General features: G+C 73.0%; 14 protein-coding genes. 8 read left to right on the forward strand and 6 right to left on the reverse strand.

What is annotated here, in order from left to right:
* Nucleotides 1-121: 121 nt before the first annotated feature.
* From GQS52_RS18350 to GQS52_RS18365, 4 genes are all read right to left on the reverse strand, one after another.
* Nucleotides 122-3,415, reverse strand: a complete 3,294-nt coding sequence (locus GQS52_RS18350) for a S8 family serine peptidase (protein WP_259370843.1) — start codon at nucleotides 3,413-3,415, stop codon at nucleotides 122-124.
* Between the two features lie 268 nt (nucleotides 3,416-3,683).
* The gene (locus tag GQS52_RS18355) at nucleotides 3,684-4,202 is read right to left on the reverse strand and encodes a carbonic anhydrase (RefSeq protein ID WP_259370844.1); all 519 of its coding nucleotides are present in this window, start codon (nucleotides 4,200-4,202) and stop codon (nucleotides 3,684-3,686) included.
* Nucleotides 4,203-4,209: 7 nt separating this feature from the next.
* Entirely contained in the window at nucleotides 4,210-4,881 is a 672-nt protein-coding gene (locus GQS52_RS18360; protein WP_182314458.1) for a pyridoxamine 5'-phosphate oxidase family protein, read from the reverse strand.
* A gap of 49 nt (nucleotides 4,882-4,930) precedes the next feature.
* Nucleotides 4,931-5,413, reverse strand: coding sequence for an HPP family protein (locus GQS52_RS18365; protein ID WP_259371149.1), 483 nt, complete (start codon nucleotides 5,411-5,413; stop codon nucleotides 4,931-4,933).
* A 262-nt stretch (nucleotides 5,414-5,675) separates the two neighbouring features.
* Between GQS52_RS18365 and GQS52_RS18370 the strand changes: the two genes are divergently transcribed.
* Nucleotides 5,676-6,230 (forward strand): ABATE domain-containing protein, encoded by a 555-nt coding sequence (locus GQS52_RS18370; RefSeq protein ID WP_259370845.1) that lies wholly within the window; start codon nucleotides 5,676-5,678, stop codon nucleotides 6,228-6,230.
* Nucleotides 6,231-6,323: 93 nt separating this feature from the next.
* Here GQS52_RS18370 and GQS52_RS18375 read toward each other — a convergent pair whose 3' ends face one another.
* Nucleotides 6,324-7,682: a vanadium-dependent haloperoxidase gene (locus GQS52_RS18375; protein WP_182314461.1), complete on the reverse strand. Its 1,359-nt coding sequence runs from the start codon at nucleotides 7,680-7,682 to the stop codon at nucleotides 6,324-6,326.
* Nucleotides 7,683-7,944: 262 nt separating this feature from the next.
* Nucleotides 7,945-8,550 carry an ABATE domain-containing protein gene (locus tag GQS52_RS18380; protein WP_182314462.1) on the reverse strand — a complete coding sequence of 202 codons (606 nt, stop codon included), beginning with the start codon at nucleotides 8,548-8,550 and terminating at the stop codon, nucleotides 7,945-7,947.
* Nucleotides 8,551-9,047: 497 nt separating this feature from the next.
* Here GQS52_RS18380 and GQS52_RS18385 point away from each other — a divergent pair, with 497 nt between their 5' ends.
* From GQS52_RS18385 to GQS52_RS18415, 7 genes are all read left to right on the forward strand, one after another.
* Entirely contained in the window at nucleotides 9,048-9,824 is a 777-nt protein-coding gene (locus GQS52_RS18385; protein ID WP_259370846.1) for a substrate-binding domain-containing protein, read from the forward strand.
* Between the two features lie 415 nt (nucleotides 9,825-10,239).
* Nucleotides 10,240-10,662, forward strand: a complete 423-nt coding sequence (locus GQS52_RS18390) for a cupin domain-containing protein (RefSeq protein WP_182314464.1) — start codon at nucleotides 10,240-10,242, stop codon at nucleotides 10,660-10,662.
* 115 nt (nucleotides 10,663-10,777) lie between these two features.
* Entirely contained in the window at nucleotides 10,778-11,275 is a 498-nt protein-coding gene (locus GQS52_RS18395; protein ID WP_182314465.1) for a cobalamin-dependent protein, read from the forward strand.
* On the forward strand, nucleotides 11,272-12,591 hold the full coding sequence (locus GQS52_RS18400) for a methylaspartate mutase (RefSeq protein WP_182314466.1): 1,320 nt from the start codon (nucleotides 11,272-11,274) through the stop codon (nucleotides 12,589-12,591). The genes GQS52_RS18395 and GQS52_RS18400 overlap by 4 nt, the downstream gene beginning before the upstream one ends.
* A gap of 23 nt (nucleotides 12,592-12,614) precedes the next feature.
* Nucleotides 12,615-14,618: an FAD/NAD(P)-binding protein gene (locus GQS52_RS18405; RefSeq protein ID WP_182314467.1), complete on the forward strand. Its 2,004-nt coding sequence runs from the start codon at nucleotides 12,615-12,617 to the stop codon at nucleotides 14,616-14,618.
* Complete coding sequence (locus GQS52_RS18410; RefSeq protein WP_182314468.1) at nucleotides 14,615-16,363, forward strand: AMP-binding protein; 1,749 nt, start codon at nucleotides 14,615-14,617, stop codon at nucleotides 16,361-16,363. Before GQS52_RS18405 ends, GQS52_RS18410 begins: the two co-directional genes overlap by 4 nt.
* Nucleotides 16,360-17,088 carry a maleylpyruvate isomerase family mycothiol-dependent enzyme gene (locus GQS52_RS18415; RefSeq protein WP_182314469.1) on the forward strand — a complete coding sequence of 243 codons (729 nt, stop codon included), beginning with the start codon at nucleotides 16,360-16,362 and terminating at the stop codon, nucleotides 17,086-17,088. The genes GQS52_RS18410 and GQS52_RS18415 overlap by 4 nt, the downstream gene beginning before the upstream one ends.
* The last annotated feature ends 32 nt before the right edge of the window (nucleotides 17,089-17,120 follow it).

Genomic DNA, 17,120 nt, shown 5'->3' on the forward strand with positions numbered 1-17,120 from the left:
CATCCTGCCACCGGGGGTGGCCGTGCGGCAGGACGGCGACGGGGCGGACACCCTTGGGTAGGGGGTGTCCGCCCCGTATCAATCAGCTGCTGGGGGGCAGCTGAAGCGGGTCAGCCGGTGTTCAGCCGGTGGTTCCCGTGATCACCACGGAGCCGGAGCCCACGAGGGTGCCGCGGGAGTTCAGCAGCTTGACCTCGCCGAAGAACCGGCGTCCCTCGGGCGCGGCGGCGGCCGGGACGACCTCCGCGGTGACCGTGGCGGTCGCGCCGTTGGCCAGGGTGATCTGCTTGCCCTCGTCGACCTTCACGGAGCCCAGGCCGGCCGAGTAGTACACGTCGCGGTAGTCGTACTCGGTGGTGCCGGCCGGGACGGAGTAGCCGTCGACGGTGACGGTGTAGGTGCCCGCCGCCGGGTTGGCGATGCTCACCGACTCCTCGGAGTCGCCGTCCGCGGAGGAGGCGACGACCTTGCCGTTCAGCGAGACCGACAGGTCCAGGTCGGCGCCGGTGTCGGCGGTGGAGCCGATGGCCACGTCCAGGCGGGAGACGCCCTCGCCCACGACGATCTCGGTGGTCTTCTCCTCGCCGTTGGCGATGGTGGGACGACCGGTGAACGCCGAGCCCAGGGAGCCGCCGGCCAGCTTGCCGTCGACTGCGGCGAAGCCGTTGGTGACGGTCCACTCCACCGGGGTGGCCTTGCCGACCTCGGCGTCGGGCACGGTCTTCACGGCCGGGTCGAAGGTGGCGCCGAGCGCGGTCGCGGTGACCGTGTACGGGTTCTCCAGCAGGCCGGAGGTGCGGCGCGACTCGACCTCGATCTCCCACACGCCCGGCATCGGGTCGGTGTAGGAGCGCAGGTCGGGGCGGCACTTGTTGTTCGGGTTGGTGTAGTTCGGGTAGCAGTTGATCGTCGACGTCGGGTCGACCGGCACCCCGTACGGGTTGAGCGCGATGAAGCGGGTCTGGCTCTTGGGGAGCAGGCCGTTCATCTGGATCTCGAGGGACTTGGCGCCCTCGGGGACCGTCACGAAGTACGAGTCGGTGCCGTTGCGCTCGGTGACGCCCTTCTCGGTGGTGGAGAAGGACGGCGCGGCGAGGTCCTTGGCGACGACCGCGGTGGCCATGACCTGCTTGTCGACGCCGCGGGTGGCGGGGTCGTCGACGTTGATCAGGGCGCTGTGCACGCCGTAGTCGGCCTTGGCGGTGACCTTGATCTTCACCGGCTGGTTCAGCGGCAGGGCGACGCTGCTGGCGCCGAGCTTGAAGGCGCCGTCGCCGTTGGCCAGGCTCAGGTAGTGCGTGACCGCCTTGTCCGGGCCGGAGGTGCGGGTCACGGTGACCGTGTAGGTCTTGGCCTTGTTGGCCTTCAGGCCGCCGCGGTCGTACAGGCCGGCGCCGGTGTGCGGGGTGGCCAGGAACTGGGACAGCGCGGTGTTCACCGGGGCGGAGACGCTGTAGGTGCGGTCGGAGACCGAGCCCTTCTTCAGCAGCTTCCAGGCCTTGACGATGTTCATCAGGCCGGCGCCCTGCTCGTGCGCCTGGTAGTTGTCGATCTCCTCGGCGGTGCTCACCAGGGCGGTGCGCAGGGTGGCCGGGGTGAGCGCCACCTTCTCGGCCTTGGCGGCGGAGATCAGCAGCGCGGCGGCGCCGGCGGCCTGCGGGGAGGCCATCGAGGTGCCCTGCAGCATGCCGTAGCCGGCGGGCAGGGAGTACCCGGCCTCGGCGACCGGCTGGCCCGGCTGCCAGGTCGGCACGGTGTTGATCGAGGCGCCCGGGGCGGCGAGCACCGGGGTGGCGCCGCCGTCCTCGCGCGGACCGCGCGAGGAGAACGGGAACATCGAGTACTCCTCGGAGACGGCGGAGCCGTAGTTGGCCGCCCAGGTCTCCTTGGAGACCGACGCGCCGACGCTGATGACCTTGTCGGCCAGCGAGGGGTCGCCGATGGTGTTGGTGCCCGGGCCGCTGTTGCCGGCCGAGATGACCAGCTGCACGCCGTACTTGTCGATCAGGCGGGTGTACAGCTGGGCGCGGGCGTTGTTGCCGTCGTTGAGCGCCGGCAGGCCGCCGATCGACATGTTGACGATGTCGACGCCGCGGTTGGCGACGAGGTCGATCATGCCCTCGGTCAGCGCGGTGGAGGTGCAGCCGCCGGACCAGGTGCAGGCGCGGGAGGAGACCAGCTTGGCGCCGGGGGCGGCGCCGTTCATCCCGCCGCCGAACAGGCCGTTGGCGGCGGTGATGCCGGCCACGTGCGAGCCGTGCGAGCCCTCGACGACGCCGATGTTGACGAAGTCGACCTTCTTGCCGACCCAGTCCCCGCCGTAGGGGTCCATCGGCACGTTCTTGCGGACCTCGACGACGAACGGGATCGACTCGGCGATGTCCGTCGACGGGTCGTCGGTGCCGAAGTGGCCGATCTGGAAGCCGTCCTTGTACGGCTTCATGGCCGGTTCCTCGGCCAGGTCGCCGTCGTCGTCCAGGTCGACGCGCACCGTGCCGGCCGCGGCGTCGTACAGCAGCGCCCAGCTGTCGGTGGTGTCGCCGTCGCGGTTGAGGTCGCCCTCCATCTCGCCGCCGAGGGTGGCGCTCTCCCGGAACAGGCTGACCGAGTAGTCGCCCTCGGGGGCGGTGTACTCGCGCTTGTTGAAGGTGAAGGTGCCGCCCTTGACGGAGTTGACCATCGGGCGCCAGGTGCCGTCGCCGTCGACGATCGGGTCGGTGGCGGTCACCCAGTCGACGATCTTGCGCTCGCCGGTGGTGGTCTTCTGCAGCGCCGGGTGGCCCAGGTCGACACCGGAGTCCAGGATGCCGATGGTCACGCCGCGGCCGTCGGCCTTCGGGTGGTCCTCGACGAAGTCCACCGCGCCGGTCTCGAAGGACGGCTGGTAGGGGTTCTCCGCCGGGGTGTCCTTGCCCGGCGCGGCGTACTCGCCGGCGCTCGCGGAGGTCTTGGCGTCCTTGGCCCGGTCGGCGGCCGGGTCCGGGTCCGGGAGCTCGATCTCCTCGTTGAGGTCGATCGCGGACACCGACTTGTTCTTGACCGCTGCGGCGATCGCCTTGTCGGCCTTGCCGGTGGCGACGGTCACGCGGACGTAGCCGAGGTCGTTGTCGACCTTGCCGACGCTGGCGCCGGAGAGGGCGTCCAGCTCACCGGCGACGGACTTCGCGGCGCCCTTGTCGGTGGCGACCATGAAGGTGACGTGCTTGTCGCCGTTCTCCTTGGCCTCGGCCAGGAGGTCGGCGTCGTGCTGGCCGAGCTTGTCCTCGGCGGCGGCCTTGACCGGGCCGTCCTGCGGTGCCTCCTGGGCCGGCGCGGCGAACGCGACCGCGATCCCGGAGGTGGTCAGCGCGGCGACCATGCCGGCTGCGAGCGCGACGCGGGCGGTGCGTCTGCGCGAGGGTATGGACTCTGTCATGGGCATCCTGTTCAAGCTGCGCCCGGAAACGGCGCGTGGACCCGGATGACGCATCAGATTTGTGGATGTGAGGGGGGTTTGGGGAGGGATACGGGTGGCGTAATGCGGCCATGGCACGAACACGCCACCTTGCAAAGGGGTTATACCGACCCGTTCGGGGCATCAGGAGCGTCCGGCGGGCGGGTCCGTGTCTCGTATTCCGGGACGCCGCGGGCGGCCGGCCGCGCGGGTGCGGGCCGGCCGCCCGCGGCATGCGGACACGCCGGGGTCAGCGCGCCGGGGTCCGGGGACGCACTTCCTCCAGCAGGCCCGTCTCGAGGTGCAGCAGGAAGCCCCGCACCGACTCCTTGCGGGGGAGGAAAGGGCTGGAGAGGACGCGGTCGAGGGAGAGGCGGAGGTTCTCCGCGGCGTCGGTGAAGCTCTCCGGGGCCCAGGCGGGCCTGCTGCCGGCGTCCCGCTCGACGCCCTCGAGGAACTCCTCGTCGGTGAAGGTGGCCATGCCGCAGTCGGTGTGGTGGATCAGGACGACCTCCCGGGTGCCCAGAAGCCGCTGGCTGACGGCGAGGGAGCGCACGACGTCGTCGGTGACGATGCCGCCGGCGTTGCGGAAGACGTGCGAGTCGCCCTCGGACAGGCCGAGGAGGCCGTAGACGTTCACCCGCGCGTCCATGCAGGTGACCACGGCGGTGCGCCGGGCCGGCGGCATGGGCAGCAGACCCTGGTGGGAGGCCGCGTAGAGGGCGTTGCGGGCCAGGTAGTCGTCGGTGGCGGTGGGCTGTTCGTGCACGGGGTGTTCACCGTTCCTGGGGAAGGGGGTGCGAGGGGGGTGCCGGGGACAGGAGGGGGTCGGCCTCCAGCCGCGCGCGCAGGGCGGCGTTCTCCTGCTCCAGCTGCTCCAGCCGCAGGCGCAGCGGGGCGACGGCCTCGTTGACCTCTTCGACGCTGTAGCGGGGGAGGATGTGCTGGCGGCAGTTCCAGTCGAAGGCCTCGACAGCGATGACGATCACGCGCTCCGTCGGCACGCGGACCTCCTGCGGGTGCAGGCGCGCCACGAGGTCGCCCGCCTCGGAGGCGTCCACGGCCCGGGCCCGTCCGTAGATCTTCAGCCGCGCCTGCATCGGGTAGTCCATGAGGAGCAGCGAGACGCGGTCGTCGTGGTCGAGGTTGCCGGTGGTGATGTACTGCCGGTTGCCGCGGTAGTCGGCGAAGGCCAGCGTGCCGGGGTCCAGGGCCTGCAGGAACCCCCGCGGCCCCCCGCGGTGCTGGACGTAGGGCCAGCCGGTCTCGCCGGTACTGGCCAGGTAGAAGCTGTCGCGCCCGGCGACGAATTCGAGTTCGCCGGGTCCGAGCCGGTCCGGCTCCGGGGGGCCCTGCTCCATGCGCGCGTAGCTGCTGCGGCTGCGGTGCGTCTCCTGGTGACGGCGGACGGCATCGGTGAAGGCGACCTGGGCGTAGCGGTGAGTCATCGTGGTCCTCGCCGGAGGAGCGGCATGTGCGGTCGGCCGGGGTGCGGGTTCACCACCAGTAGGTGGGGTAGCGGGTGGCGCCGCGGACGCGCCCGACGGCGACCCCGACGGCGCACAGGAGCGCCGAGGCGGCGGCCAGCAGCCCCAGGAAGAGCAGCGGGTCGGGGGACTGGGCCACGACGATCACGGCGGTGGCCGCCGCGGGGGAGTGGGGCGTGCGGGCGAGCATCATCACGCCGAGGGCGAGACCGCCTGCCACGCCGGCGCCCCAGACGGAGCTCCCGGAGACGGCCAGGACGGCGAATCCGGTCAGGGCCGACAGCAGTTGGCCGCCGACGACGCTGCGGGGCTGGGCCAACGGCAGCGCGGGGGCGCCGAAGATCAGCGCGGAACTCGCCGCGAGCGGGGGGATCAGCCAGACCAGACCGGACCACTCGCCCAGGGCCACCAGCAGGACGAGCCCGACGACGGAGCCCGCAGTGGCCAGGGCCACGGTGAGGGCGCGGGGGCGGGCGGGGGCCCGGCTGCTCAGCCGGCCGGAGGCGGGGCTCTCCCCGCCTCCGGCCGGGCCCGCGCCCGTGGCCGCCGGTGCCGCCGGCACGGCGGTGATGGTGCTCGGTGCTGCTGTCACGGAAACCTCCGGGGTGCCGTCAGTGTTAACGGGTGAACCGCTTACTAATCCATTAGATGGGGAGTATGGCATTATCGATCGGAGGGCAACAAGCCGGTTCGAGGGAAAGGCGGCGGCCACGGAGAGGACCAGAGCGCCCGAACCTCCCCTGACCGGGGAGCCGTTGGCGCTGGACCTGGTGAACACCACGTTCGTCCGCGGCGGACTGCGCGGCGGCGTGGTCGACGCGCTGGCCGGCCCGCAGGACCTGGACCGGTGGCTGGAGGCGCACCGGGACGTCCTTCCGGACGGGCTCGCCCGGCGGGCGGTGGCGGTGACCGCGACCGAGCGCCACGTGCGCGAGTTCCACCGGCTGCGCGATGCGCTGCGGGAACTGAGCCGGGCCTGCGTGACCGGGGAGCCCTACACCCGGGAGGCGGCCGGCGTGATCAACGACGCGGTGCCGCTGGCGCTGTACTGGCACGAGCTCGGCCCGGCCTCGGAGGCCGGGCCGGTGGTGCGCTGGGCCGAACCGGACGGGCACCTCGCCGCTCTGGGCGCGGTCGCCGCCTCCGGGGTGGACCTGCTGACCGGCGAGCGGCGTCTCGACGTGCGGGCCTGCGCGGCCCCCGGCTGCATCCTGTACTTCGTCAAGAGCCATCCGCGCCGGGAGTGGTGCACGCCGGGCTGCGGCAACCGGGTGCGGGTGGCACGCCACCAGGGGCGCCTGCGGCCGTGAGAACGCGAGGTCTCCCCGTGCCCGCCGGAAGGGCGGGCACGGGGAGACCTCGCGTGCCGGCGGGGCCGTGCGGTGCGCCCGCCGGCCCCTCGGTCAGCGCAGGGTGTTGGCGAAGACGTAGTCGGCGACCTGGTAGCCCTGGGTCAGCGCCACGTCGTTGTCCATGCGGAAGTGGACGCCGGCGTACATGCGGCTGTCGGCCTTCTCCTGGGCGGCGGCGCTCAGGCTGGCGAAGCTGCGGGTGACGCCGACGGCCTGCGGGTCGTCGGTGGTGCCGGTGAAGCTGATGTCGTCACGGCCGTAGTAGTTCTGCAGCAGGCCCGCCCACGCGCCGGCGATGCCCGAGTGGCCCGAGGCGTAGGTGGGGAAGGACGGCGAGAAGTGGACGCCGGCCGGGGTGGAGGACAGCGGCTTCCAGTCCGGGTCGGCCACCGTCTTGTCGGTGTAGTCGGTGTCACCGAGCTTGATGGCGGTCTCCGGACGCCACAGGTTGGTGTGGTACTTCGACTCCCAGACCGCGATGGCGGCGTCCGCCAGGGTGATGGACATCAGGGCCATCAGCTTGGAGTTCTCGTAAGAGCCGGCGGTGGGACGCAGCTTCTTCTGGATGATCATCGTGTGCTCGTACTGCTGGCCGACCGGCTTGTAGGTGCCGTCGACGTCGTTGGCCCAGAAGCGCGCGATCTGGGTCTGGTCGGCGGTACGGGTCGTGGAGGTCGCGCCGCCGATGGCCTTGATCTCGTTGACCTGCGCGGCGTACTCGTCGCTGGCCAGCAGGTCCTGCATGGAGGAGAAGCCCAGGGGCACACCCGGGCGGAACTGCGAACCGCTCTGCAGGGACCAGGGCTTGACCTTGCCCCAGTTGGCACCGCCGGCGCTCGCGCCGGGGGTGGTCGGCCGCCAGTAGCCGGGCGCGTCGGTGCCGACGTAGGGCGTGGTGTCCGCCGAGCCGTCGTTGGTGCGGGCCGCGATGATGGCGTTGGCGACCTTGGTGCCCAGGTACTTGCCGAAGGACCGGTCCGTGGTGTTGCCGCCGTCGGGCAGGGCCAGCGCCGTGGCGAGCTCGTCGTCGAAGTTCACCCCGGGGAAGGCGTTCGTGAGGGTGCGGTGGGCGGCGTAGTCGAGGCCGCTGTTCAGGGAGCCGTAGGCCTTGTACGCCTCGGGCGCCTTGGTCAGGTAGGGCTTGCCGGTGCCGTAGATGGAGTTGGCCACGTCGTACATGGCGGTGTTGAGCATCGCGCCGCCCCGGGTGAGCGGACCGGGGGTGCCGCCGAACTCGCGGTAGGCGTCGAGGAGCACGTCGTTCCAGTAGTAGACGCGGTCGACCCTCTGCTGGGGCGGGCGGCTCTCCTCGGCGGCGGCGCCCGCGGGTGCGACCGTGGCCAGCGCCCCGACGGCCAGGCCGACCGCCAGGGTCTTGACCGCGGTACGGCGCGCAATGCTTCTGGACATGCGGAAGTCCTCTCAATGGGTGGGACGACGGGCCTTCTCCCTGTGCGGCCACCCGCGGCGTTCCGCGGTGCCGGCCCTTCAGGAGGCCCGGTTGAGGACGCTAACGGTGCTCCGGGCGCCGTCCGGGCCGAGTGATCGATGCCAGTGATCGGCCGCCCTGATGGCCGGAACCGGAACCTCCGCACCCCCCGGACGAACATGATCCGTCTGTGAATTTTTTCTTCGCTCTCGCGGGACCCCGGGTGACCCGAGGGCCATTTCCTCACGTTCGGTCACCGGGGTGGCGCTCCCGATGGCGTGCCACCCGCGCCCGGTTGCCGCAGCCGTCCGAGCACCACACCCGGCGGGGGTGGTTGCGGGAGAAGAACAGCACGCACCCGGGGCCGCGGCAGATCCGCAGCAGGGCGCTGTGGTCCCCGGTCAGCAGGGCGACCAGGCTCCGGGCGATCTGGGCCCGGGCGTCGGTGGCGGTGTCCGTGGTGCGCAGGTGGGCGGCGCGGGGGGCGCTCTCGCCCTCCCAGGCCAGGACCGGCCAGGACCTGGAGAGGGCGCAGGCGCGGTTGACCTGTGCAACGTCCCACGGGTCGGGCGCCGTACGGCCGATCCGCGCCGTGAGCAGCCGCCGGGTCGAGTCGCGCAGCATGCGGGTGTGCAGCAGCTGCTGTTCGCTGGCTCGGATCGGCACGTCCTCGGGGAAGGGGTGGGGGAACAGCCCCCGGCAGCGGCGCAGCCAAGCCTCCAGCGCGGCCGGCGAGGAGAGGCCCTCGACGAGGACGCCCCGGGAGGCGGAGAGGGTGTTGGCGAACTCGACGGGAAGCGGTTCGACGGGGGCGTGGTGATCACTTTGGGTGATCAAATGTTCCGTCACTGACATCTCCTAATGGTTGTTGAGCGCTGCTATCGTGTCGTCCGCTACGCAGGCATGGGGTGGTCTTGACCATGTTGCGAAGCGGGGATGGGCCGGGGGGCAACTGCGGAGGGCGGGGGTCGGAGCGCTGATCGGGCGTGTGCGGGCACGTGTGCGGGCACCCGGAGGAGTCGGTGCGCCCGCCGGCCGGGCGCCCGCGTCCGCCGCGGACGCCCGCCGCGGCCGGGTCGGCCGGGAAGTCTGCTTGAGCCGTCGTGGGGGAGAGTCATATGGATTTTGCCGTCTATCAACTCAGAAGCTTTTGGGAAGTGGCCCGCACCGGGAGTCTGACGAAAAGCGCCAAGAACCTCGGGTACTCCCAGTCGAGCATTACCGCACACGTGAGGTCCCTGGAGTCGAGGGTGGGGGTTCCGCTTTTCTACCGCCTGCCGCACGGTGTTCGCCTCACCGCCGCCGGGGAAACGTTCCAGTCGTATGTGGGTAAGATATTCAACGTCATGGACGAGATGTCCACGGCGCTCAAGAACAACGGTGAGGCGACCGGCCGGGTGGTGGTCGGGGCGACCGCGCTCCTCATGGAGTACGAGATGGAGGGGCTGGTCCGCGAGTGCCGCTACCGCTACCCCCATGTCCAGGTCTCGTTAAAGGTGATGACCTCGAAGGATGTGGAGAAGGCCGTCGCCTCGGGGGGAGTGGACATCGGCCTCACCCTCGCCTGCGGCCAGGGTGAGGCCCCGGCGGGCGTGCTGCGGCAGGCCCTCTTCCCGGTGCCGTTCGTCCCGGTCGGTGCTCCGGGGATGCAGTCCGGACCGGCCCCCCGGACGGTGGAGCGGGTCCTGGTGGTGGACCCCGACTGCGCCTCGCAGGAGGTCCTGCTGCGGCACCTGGCCTCGGTGCAGGAGAGCGTGCCGTCCCTGATGGAGACCGGCTCCACCCGCAGCGCGCTCGGCCTGGCCGGGGCCGGCCTGGGGGTGGCCATGGTCCCCGAGGCGGCGGTCGACGGCGCCGCGGGCCCGGCCGGCCCGGTGGTGCTGGAGGACCTGCCCCGCGCCAGCGTGCACGTCCAGGCGCTGTGGTCGGGTGACGGATGGCTGTCTCCCGCGGTGTCGGCCTTCCTCGACCTGGCGCGCAGGGCCCGGGGCTCGCACGTCCGGCCGCCCCACGGCGAGCGCGGCGCGGCGGACGCGGCGGACGGCGCGGCGGACGCGGCGGACGCCGGGGCGGACGAGGGTGGACAGGGGGTCAGCGGGGCGGCGGCCCCGGTCATGGTCTGACCCGGCCCGGTCGGGTTCGGGCATTTCCGTCGTGGTCCGACCCGTGCTGATACGGTCCGCACCGATCCGGCTGCCGCAGCGGCGCCGGGTGCGGAACCGAGGACGTGCTTTTCGCCGCCGCAGCCGGCCCCGTGTCACCGGGGCCGGCTCCTGTTGTTCTCCAAGAATCCCCTGCCGCTTTGCGGAAGGGGATTCTCCATTTTATCCGGGGCGTTTTGAAGGAACACCCGGAAAGGGGTATCGAAATCTTCGATACCGGAAATCGATGAACTGCCGCGGGGGGATTTCTTTTCGGGCTAGCCTGGTATGCGATTGGTTTCTGCCGGGCCGGCCCGCGGTCTCCCCCGGGCTTTTCGTCCTTTTCCGGCGCTTCTTCGGGGGCGGCCTCCCGCCGATTCCCGTACGAGAGGAAGAAATGTCTGACGTCGAATTCATACCCAACGTCTTCCGCAGTGGCTTCGAACTCACCGACCTCTCGTGGGTCCCCTGGAGCGAGCCGGGACGGGTCGGCGTCGAGCACCATGTCCTGTGGGCGCCGGACGCCGAGCAGAACGAGGACTCCGTCGGGCTGCTGCTGCGCTTCCCGCCCGGCGCCCACGGCGACTTCCACGAGCACCTCGGCTACGAGCTGATGCTCGTCCTCGACGGCGTCCTCGACCACAGCGACGGCCCCTCGTACGCCAAGGGCGACCTGATCGTCGAGGCCCCGGGCACCCGCCACCAGATGTCCAGCGCCACCGGCTGCACCGTGCTGGCCATCCGCACCCGCCCCGCCGCCGCGCGCACCCCCGACCGACCCATCCGGCCCGTCGGCGACGCGGTCCCCGCGCAGGCCTGACCCCCGCGGCCCCGGGGCCCGCTCTTCGCGCCGGAGCCGGAAGTCCCGGGGCCGCGGGCCGGCGCCCGCCCCGCCCCACGTCCCGTACCGCCACGACACGGAAGACACGCATCCCATGTCCGCTGCACCAGCAGTGATCGCTCCCGAACCACTGCCCAGCACCACCGGCCGCCGCCGGGTGCTGGTCTCCAGCGTCTCCTCGGACTCCCACACCTGGAACCTGGTCTTCCTCCAGCTGCTGCTCGAGGAACTCGGCCACACCGTCACCAACATCGGTGCCTGCGTCCCCGACGACCTCCTGATCGCCGAGTGCCGCCGACACCGCCCCGACATGGTGGTCATCAGCAGCGTCAACGGTCACGGGTACCTCGACGGGCGCCGTCTCATCGCCCGCCTGCGCGCCGAGCCCGACCTGGCCGGGATCCCGGTGGTCATCGGCGGCAAGCTCGGCACCCGCGGCGCCGAAGGCGGAAGCCACGCCTCCGAACTGGTCGAGGCCGGCTTCGACGCCGTCTTCGAGGACTCCGCCGGCATCGGCGAGTTCCGCCGCTACCTCGCCGCGCCGCAGACCCCGGCCCTGCACCACGACACCCCGCCGGTGCCGGTCCCGTGAGCGCCGCCGGACTCCCGCAGCCCCGGCCCGCCGGCTCGTTCGCCGACGCGGTCGCCCGTGCCCGTGCCGCGGGGGAGTTGCTCGTCCAGCCCCGCATGGGGTTCCCCACGGTGGAGCAGATGGGCGCCGGCCTCAGGGCCGTCCACGACGCGCGGGCCCGCACCGTGGGCACCATCACCCTGGACAGCTACACCAGGGTCGGCGACCACGGCTCCGCCAGGCGTGCCCTGCAGGCGGGCGAGGACCTCAACGGCTTCCCCATCGTCGCCCACGGCGGACAGGTCACCCGGCGGATGATCGACGACGCCGGGACCGGCGGCTTCGCCGTCCAGGTGCGCCACGGCTCCCCGCTGCCCCTGGGCATCGTCCAGGCCCTGGTCGACGCCGGACTGGACGCCACCGAGGGCGGACCGGTCTCCTACTGCCTGCCCTACAGCCGCACCCCGCTGACCGAGGCCGTCGACGCCTGGGCGCGCAGCTGCGAACTGCTGGCCGAACAGGTCCCCGGGGCACACCTGGAGAGCTTCGGCGGCTGCATGCTCGGGCAGCTGTGCCCGCCGAGCCTGCTGGTCGCCCTCTCCGTGCTCGAGGGGCTGTTCTTCCGCCGGCACGGGCTGCACAGCATCTCGCTCAGCTACGCCCAGCAGACCAGTTTCCCCCAGGACGTCGCCGCCCTGGCCGCCCTGCGGCGGCTGTCGGGGGAGTACCTGGAGGGCGCCGACTGGCACGTGGTGCTCTACACCTACATGGGCGTCTTCCCCCGCAGTGTCCCGGGGGCCCTGGCCCTGCTGCGCGACAGCGCGCGGCTGGCCGCCGTCACCGGCACCGAGCGCCTCATCGTCAAGACACCCGCCGAGGCCCACCGCATCCCCACGGTCGAGGACAACGTCCGGGCCCTGGAGGAGGCCGCCGCGGCGGCCCGCGACGCGGCCTTCACCGAGGCGGACCTGCCCGACGACGGCGAGGCGGACGACCTCTACCGCGAGGCGCGCGACCTGATCGAGGCCACCCTGGAGCTGAACGGCGACGTGGGCCGGGCCCTGACGGCCGCGTTCGCCCGGGGCCACCTCGACGTCCCCTACTGCCTGCACGCCGACAACGCCCAGCGCACCCGCAGCCACATCGACCGGCGCGGGCGGCTGCAGTGGACGTCCGCCGGCCGCATGCCCGTCCGGGCCGCGGCCGACCGCGGAACCGGGGCGGTCGGGGCCGAGGAACTGCTCGGCATGCTCTCGCACGTCCAGAACACCTTCGACCGTGCCGCCCTCGAGCCCTCCGCGCAGTCGAGTCCTGCTCTGCGCGCAGGCCACGCCTGACCCATGAAAAGAAGTGAGGAACAGTGAACGGATCCCAGGTTGATCCGCAGCCGCTCACCGTCGCCGTGATAGGCACCGGCCCCCGCGGACTGTCCGTTCTGGAGCGGCTCGCCGTCCGTCTGCGCGAACTCCCCGTGCCGCGGCGGCTGCGCGTCTACGCCGTCGATGCGGTCGAGGTCGGTGCGGGCCGCATCTGGCGCACCGACCAGCAGGACTGGTTCACCATGAACACCGTGGTCGGCCAGGTGACGATGTACTCCGGCGACCCGGACGGCGGCCCCGCCCGACCCGGTGCCGGCCCCAGCCTGGGGCAGTGGATCACCGAGCGCGCACGCACCCACGGCGAGGAGCCCCTGGGGCCCAACGACTACGCCTCCCGCCTGCGCTACGGGCAGTACCTGCGCTCCTTCCACCGCACGATCGTCGAGAACCTCCCCGAGGGCACCGAGCTGGTCGAGGTGCGCGACCGGGTCACCGCGCTGCGCCCCCGCCCCGAGGGCGGCTACGAACTCGCCCTCGAGTCCGGGCCGGTGCCGCTGACCGCGGACAAGGTCGTCCTCACCACCGGCCACCCGCGCAACGAGCCCGACCGCTTCGAGCGCGAGATGCTCGACTTCGCCGCGGACCGCCCCGGGGTCCACTACCTGTGCGGCGACTCGGCGGCCGACCTCGACCTGGGGCCCGACACCGTCCCGGCCGGCGCCACCGTGGGCATCCTCGGCATGGGCCTGTCGTTCTACGACGTGATGGTCGCGCTCACCCTCGGCCGCGGCGGTGCCTTCACCACCCTGCCCGACGGCACGCTGCGCTACGAACCCAGCGGCGCCGAGCCCCGCATCGTGGCGGGTTCGCGCAGCGGACTGCCGATCCCGGCCCGCGGGAGGAACCAGAAGGAGCCCCACCACAGCCACCGGGCCCTCTTCCTCACCACCCAGGCCGTCGAACTGGCCCGCAAGCGGCGGGAGGCGGAGACCGGCAGCAGCCGCCTCGACTTCGACGAGGACGTCCTGCCCCTGCTTCTGCAGGAGCTCGACCACGTCTACTGGACCGCGCACGTCACCGCCCGCGACGGCAAAGAGGCCGGGGAGGAGTTCGCCCGGCGCCACGCCGACGCGCTGCTCACCGGCTGCGACAGCGACGCCCTGCTGCGGGAGGCCGGCCTCGACGCGCTGCCCGCCCTGGACCTCCAGCGCCTGGCACGCCCCTTCACCGGCCGGCACTTCCCCGACCCGCAGGCGTTCCGCGCCGAACTGCTGGACGTCATGCGGCAGGACCTGGCCGAGGCGGACCTGGGCAACAGCGCCGGGCCGCTCAAGGCCGCGCTGGACGTCCTGCGCGACATCCGCAACGTGGTCCGGGAGGCGGTCGACTACGGAGGGCTGCTCCCCGCCTCGCACCAGGACGCCTTCCTGCGCCGCTTCCTGCCCGTCAACGCGCTGCTGTCGGCCGGTCCTCCCCGGTACCGGGTCCGCCAGCTGGTGGCCCTCGTCGAGGCCGGGATCGTCGAGGTCGTCGGCCCGGCCGCCGTTTTCGGCACGGACGAGGACGAGGGCGCCTTCCGCATCGAGTCCCCGCAGGTGGAGGGCTCCGCGCGGACGGCCCGGGTGCTCGTCGACGCGCGCATTCCCACCCCGGACCTGGCCCGGGACACCTCGCCGCTGATGCGCGGGCTGCTCGCCGACGGCCTGGTCTCGGAGTACGTCGTCGAGGACGAGGTGCACGGCCAGCGGCGCGAGTCCGGCGGACTGGCCGTCACCCGCGCCCCGTTCCACGTGCTGGACGCGGCCGGCCGGCCCCGCTCCGACCTGTACGCGCTGGGCATCCCGACCGAGCACACCCGGTGGTTCACCCAGGTGGGCAGCAGCCGCCCGGGCGTGCGCACCCTGTTCAGCCGGGACGCGGACGCCGTGGCGGCCGACCTGCTCGCCCCGCTCCCGCAGGACCTCCTCCCGCAGGAGCCCGCCCTCGACGCCGGACCGCTCGTCGGAGCGGCCGCGGGCGCCCTCGCCGCGGGGAGGACGGCATGACCTTCGGCGAGTCCGGACTCCTGTTCCGGCAGGCCCGCGACACCCTCCTGCGCCACCGGGAGGACCTGGAGGCCGCGCGCCGGGAGTTCACCTGGCCCCGGCCGAAGACCTTCAACTGGGCCCTGGACTGGTTCGACCCGATGGCCCGCGGCAACCACCGCACCGCGCTGCGGGTGGTCGGCGAGGGGGCGGACACCGAGCTGACCTTCTCCCAGGTCTCCCGGCGCTCCGACCGGGTGGCCAACTGGCTGCGCGGCCACGGGGTGCGCCGCGGCGACCCGGTGCTGGTGGTCCTGGACAACCGGCCCGCCCTGTGGGAGACCGTGCTCGCCGCGATCAAGCTCGGCGCGGTCGTGGTCCCCACGTACAGCACGGCCACGCCGGCCGAACTCGCCGACCGCCTGACCCGCGCGCGGGTCCGCCACGTCGTGGCCGAGGCGTCCCTCGCCCCGCGCTTCGAGGGCCTTCCGGGCCGGTGGAGCAGGATCGCCGTGGGCGGTGCGCCGCAGGGGTGGAGCGACTACCGGGACGCCTCGGCCGCGCCGGCCGACTTCCGCCCCGACGCCGACACCCCGGCCACGGACCCCCTGTTCTGCTACTTCACCTCGGGCACGACGTCGCTGCCGAAGATGGTGGTCCACACCCACCTGAGCTACCCGGTCGGCCACCTGTCCGGCATGTACTGGAACGGACTGCGTCCCGGGGACGTCCACCTCAACATCTCCGCCCCCGGGTGGGCGAAGCACGCCTGGAGCTCGTTCTTCGTCCCCTGGAACGCCGAGGCGCAGATCGTCGCCCTGCCGGCCGAGCGCTCCGCCCCGCAGCACGTGCTGGAGGTGCTGGCGAGCCGGGGAGTGACCACGTTCTGCGCGCCCCCCAGCGTGTGGCGCGCCCTCACGCGGCACGGCATCGGACCGCGGCCCCCCGAGCTGCGCGAGGCCACCAGCGCCGGCGAGCCCCTGGACCCGCAGGTCTTCGCCGAGGTCGCGGACGCCTGGGGGATCGAGATCAGGGACGGCTACGGCCAGACGGAGACGACCGGCCAGATCGGCACCCCGCCCGGGCGCCCGGTGGTGCCGGGGCGCATGGGCTGGGCGCTGCCCGGCTACCGGCCCGTCGTCCTGCACCCCGAGACGCTGGCCCCGGTCCCGCCGGGAGAGGCGGGCGAGCTGTGCATCGACCTGTCCGACTCGCCCGCGGGAGTGATGGCCGGGTACGACGGCGACGAGCGGCGCACCGCGGCGGCCTTCGCGGGAGGCCACTACCACACCGGGGACCTCGTGGTCGCCGAGGAGGACGGCGGCTTCCGCTACCTGGGGCGGGCCGACGACATGTTCAAGTCCTTCGACCACCGGATCTCCCCCCTGGAGCTCGAGCGGGTCCTGCTCGCCCACCCCGCGGTGGCCGACGCGGCGGTCGTGCCGCACCCGCACCCGGTCGGGCAGTGGGTGGCCAAGGCGTTCGTCGTCCCCGCCGAGTCCCGCTCCGGGGACGGGGACACCGCGGCGGAGGTCTTCGACCACCTCGACCGCGAACTGCCCCCGGAGAAGAGGGTGCACCTGATCACCTTCACGGACCGGCTGCCGCGCACCGTCTCCGGGAAGGTCCGCCGGGTCGAACTGCGCGAGCGCACCGGGACGGCGGACTTCCACCGCGACCGGCCCGCCGCGCCCGTCGAGCCCGTCGGGCCCGCAGCGTCGGCCGAGTCGGCAGTGTCGGCCGCGCCCGCCGCGGTGGCCCGGTGAGCCCGGGTCCGGCCGGCACCGCGGCGTCGGCCGCCCGCGTCGCCGCGGCCCAGGAGCGGTTCCGGGCCACGGTCGAGACCCTCGGGGAGGCCGGCCTGTCCGAACCCTCGGCTCTGCCCGGCTGGACCCGCGGACACGTCTGCGCCCACCTGGCCCGCAACGCCGACGGACTGCGCAACCTGCTGTCCTGGGCGGAGACCGGCACGCCGCGGCCGATGTACGCCGGTGCGGACAGCCGGGCGGCCGACATCGAGCGGGACGCGCCCCGCCCCGCGGCCGTCCACCTGGCGGACCTGGAGCGCTCGGGGGATGAGTTCCTGGCCCACGCGCGGCGGCTGGAGCCGGTGGCCTGGTCCGCGGAGGTGGTCCTGCGCAACGGCGACCGGGTACCGGCGCACCGGTTGCTCGGGCACCGGCTGCGGGAGGTGCTGATCCACCATGTGGACCTGCGGGCCGGGTTCACCCCGGCCGACTGGCCGGCCGAGGACGCGCGGCTGCTGCTGGAGAGCCTGGCCGGGGACTGGTCCCGCCGCTCGGACTGCCCGCCGCTGGAACTGCACGCGGAGGACACCGGGGACCGGTTCACCGCCGGGGCCGGGGCCGGGACCTCGGTGCGGGTGACGGGGGCCGCGCACGAGCTGGCCGCGTGGCTGGCGGGCCGGTCCGGTGGGCGGGGACCGCGCTGCTCCTCCGGCCCGCTCCCCGTGCTCCCGGCCTGGCTGTAGCGGCCGGGGGGCCGAGCAGCCGGCGCCGGGTC

Origin of the sequence: Streptomyces sp. SCUT-3, assembly GCF_014083985.1 — a bacterium.
GTDB lineage: Bacteria > Actinomycetota > Actinomycetes > Streptomycetales > Streptomycetaceae > Streptomyces_H > Streptomyces_H thermolineatus.

Excerpts from the sequence above, each read along its gene's own strand:
- GQS52_RS18350 (WP_259370843.1), bottom strand. The coding sequence starts at position 3,415 with ATGACAGAGTCCATACCCTCGCGCAGACGCACCGCCCGCGTCGCGCTC.
- GQS52_RS18360 (WP_182314458.1), bottom strand. The coding sequence starts at position 4,881 with ATGACTCACCGCTACGCCCAGGTCGCCTTCACCGATGCCGTCCGCCGT.
- GQS52_RS18375 (WP_182314461.1), bottom strand. The coding sequence starts at position 7,682 with ATGTCCAGAAGCATTGCGCGCCGTACCGCGGTCAAGACCCTGGCGGTC.
- GQS52_RS18385 (WP_259370846.1), top strand. The coding sequence starts at position 9,048 with ATGGACGAGATGTCCACGGCGCTCAAGAACAACGGTGAGGCGACCGGC.
- GQS52_RS18390 (WP_182314464.1), top strand. The coding sequence starts at position 10,240 with ATGTCTGACGTCGAATTCATACCCAACGTCTTCCGCAGTGGCTTCGAA.
- GQS52_RS18395 (WP_182314465.1), top strand. The coding sequence starts at position 10,778 with ATGTCCGCTGCACCAGCAGTGATCGCTCCCGAACCACTGCCCAGCACC.
- GQS52_RS18410 (WP_182314468.1), top strand. The coding sequence starts at position 14,615 with ATGACCTTCGGCGAGTCCGGACTCCTGTTCCGGCAGGCCCGCGACACC.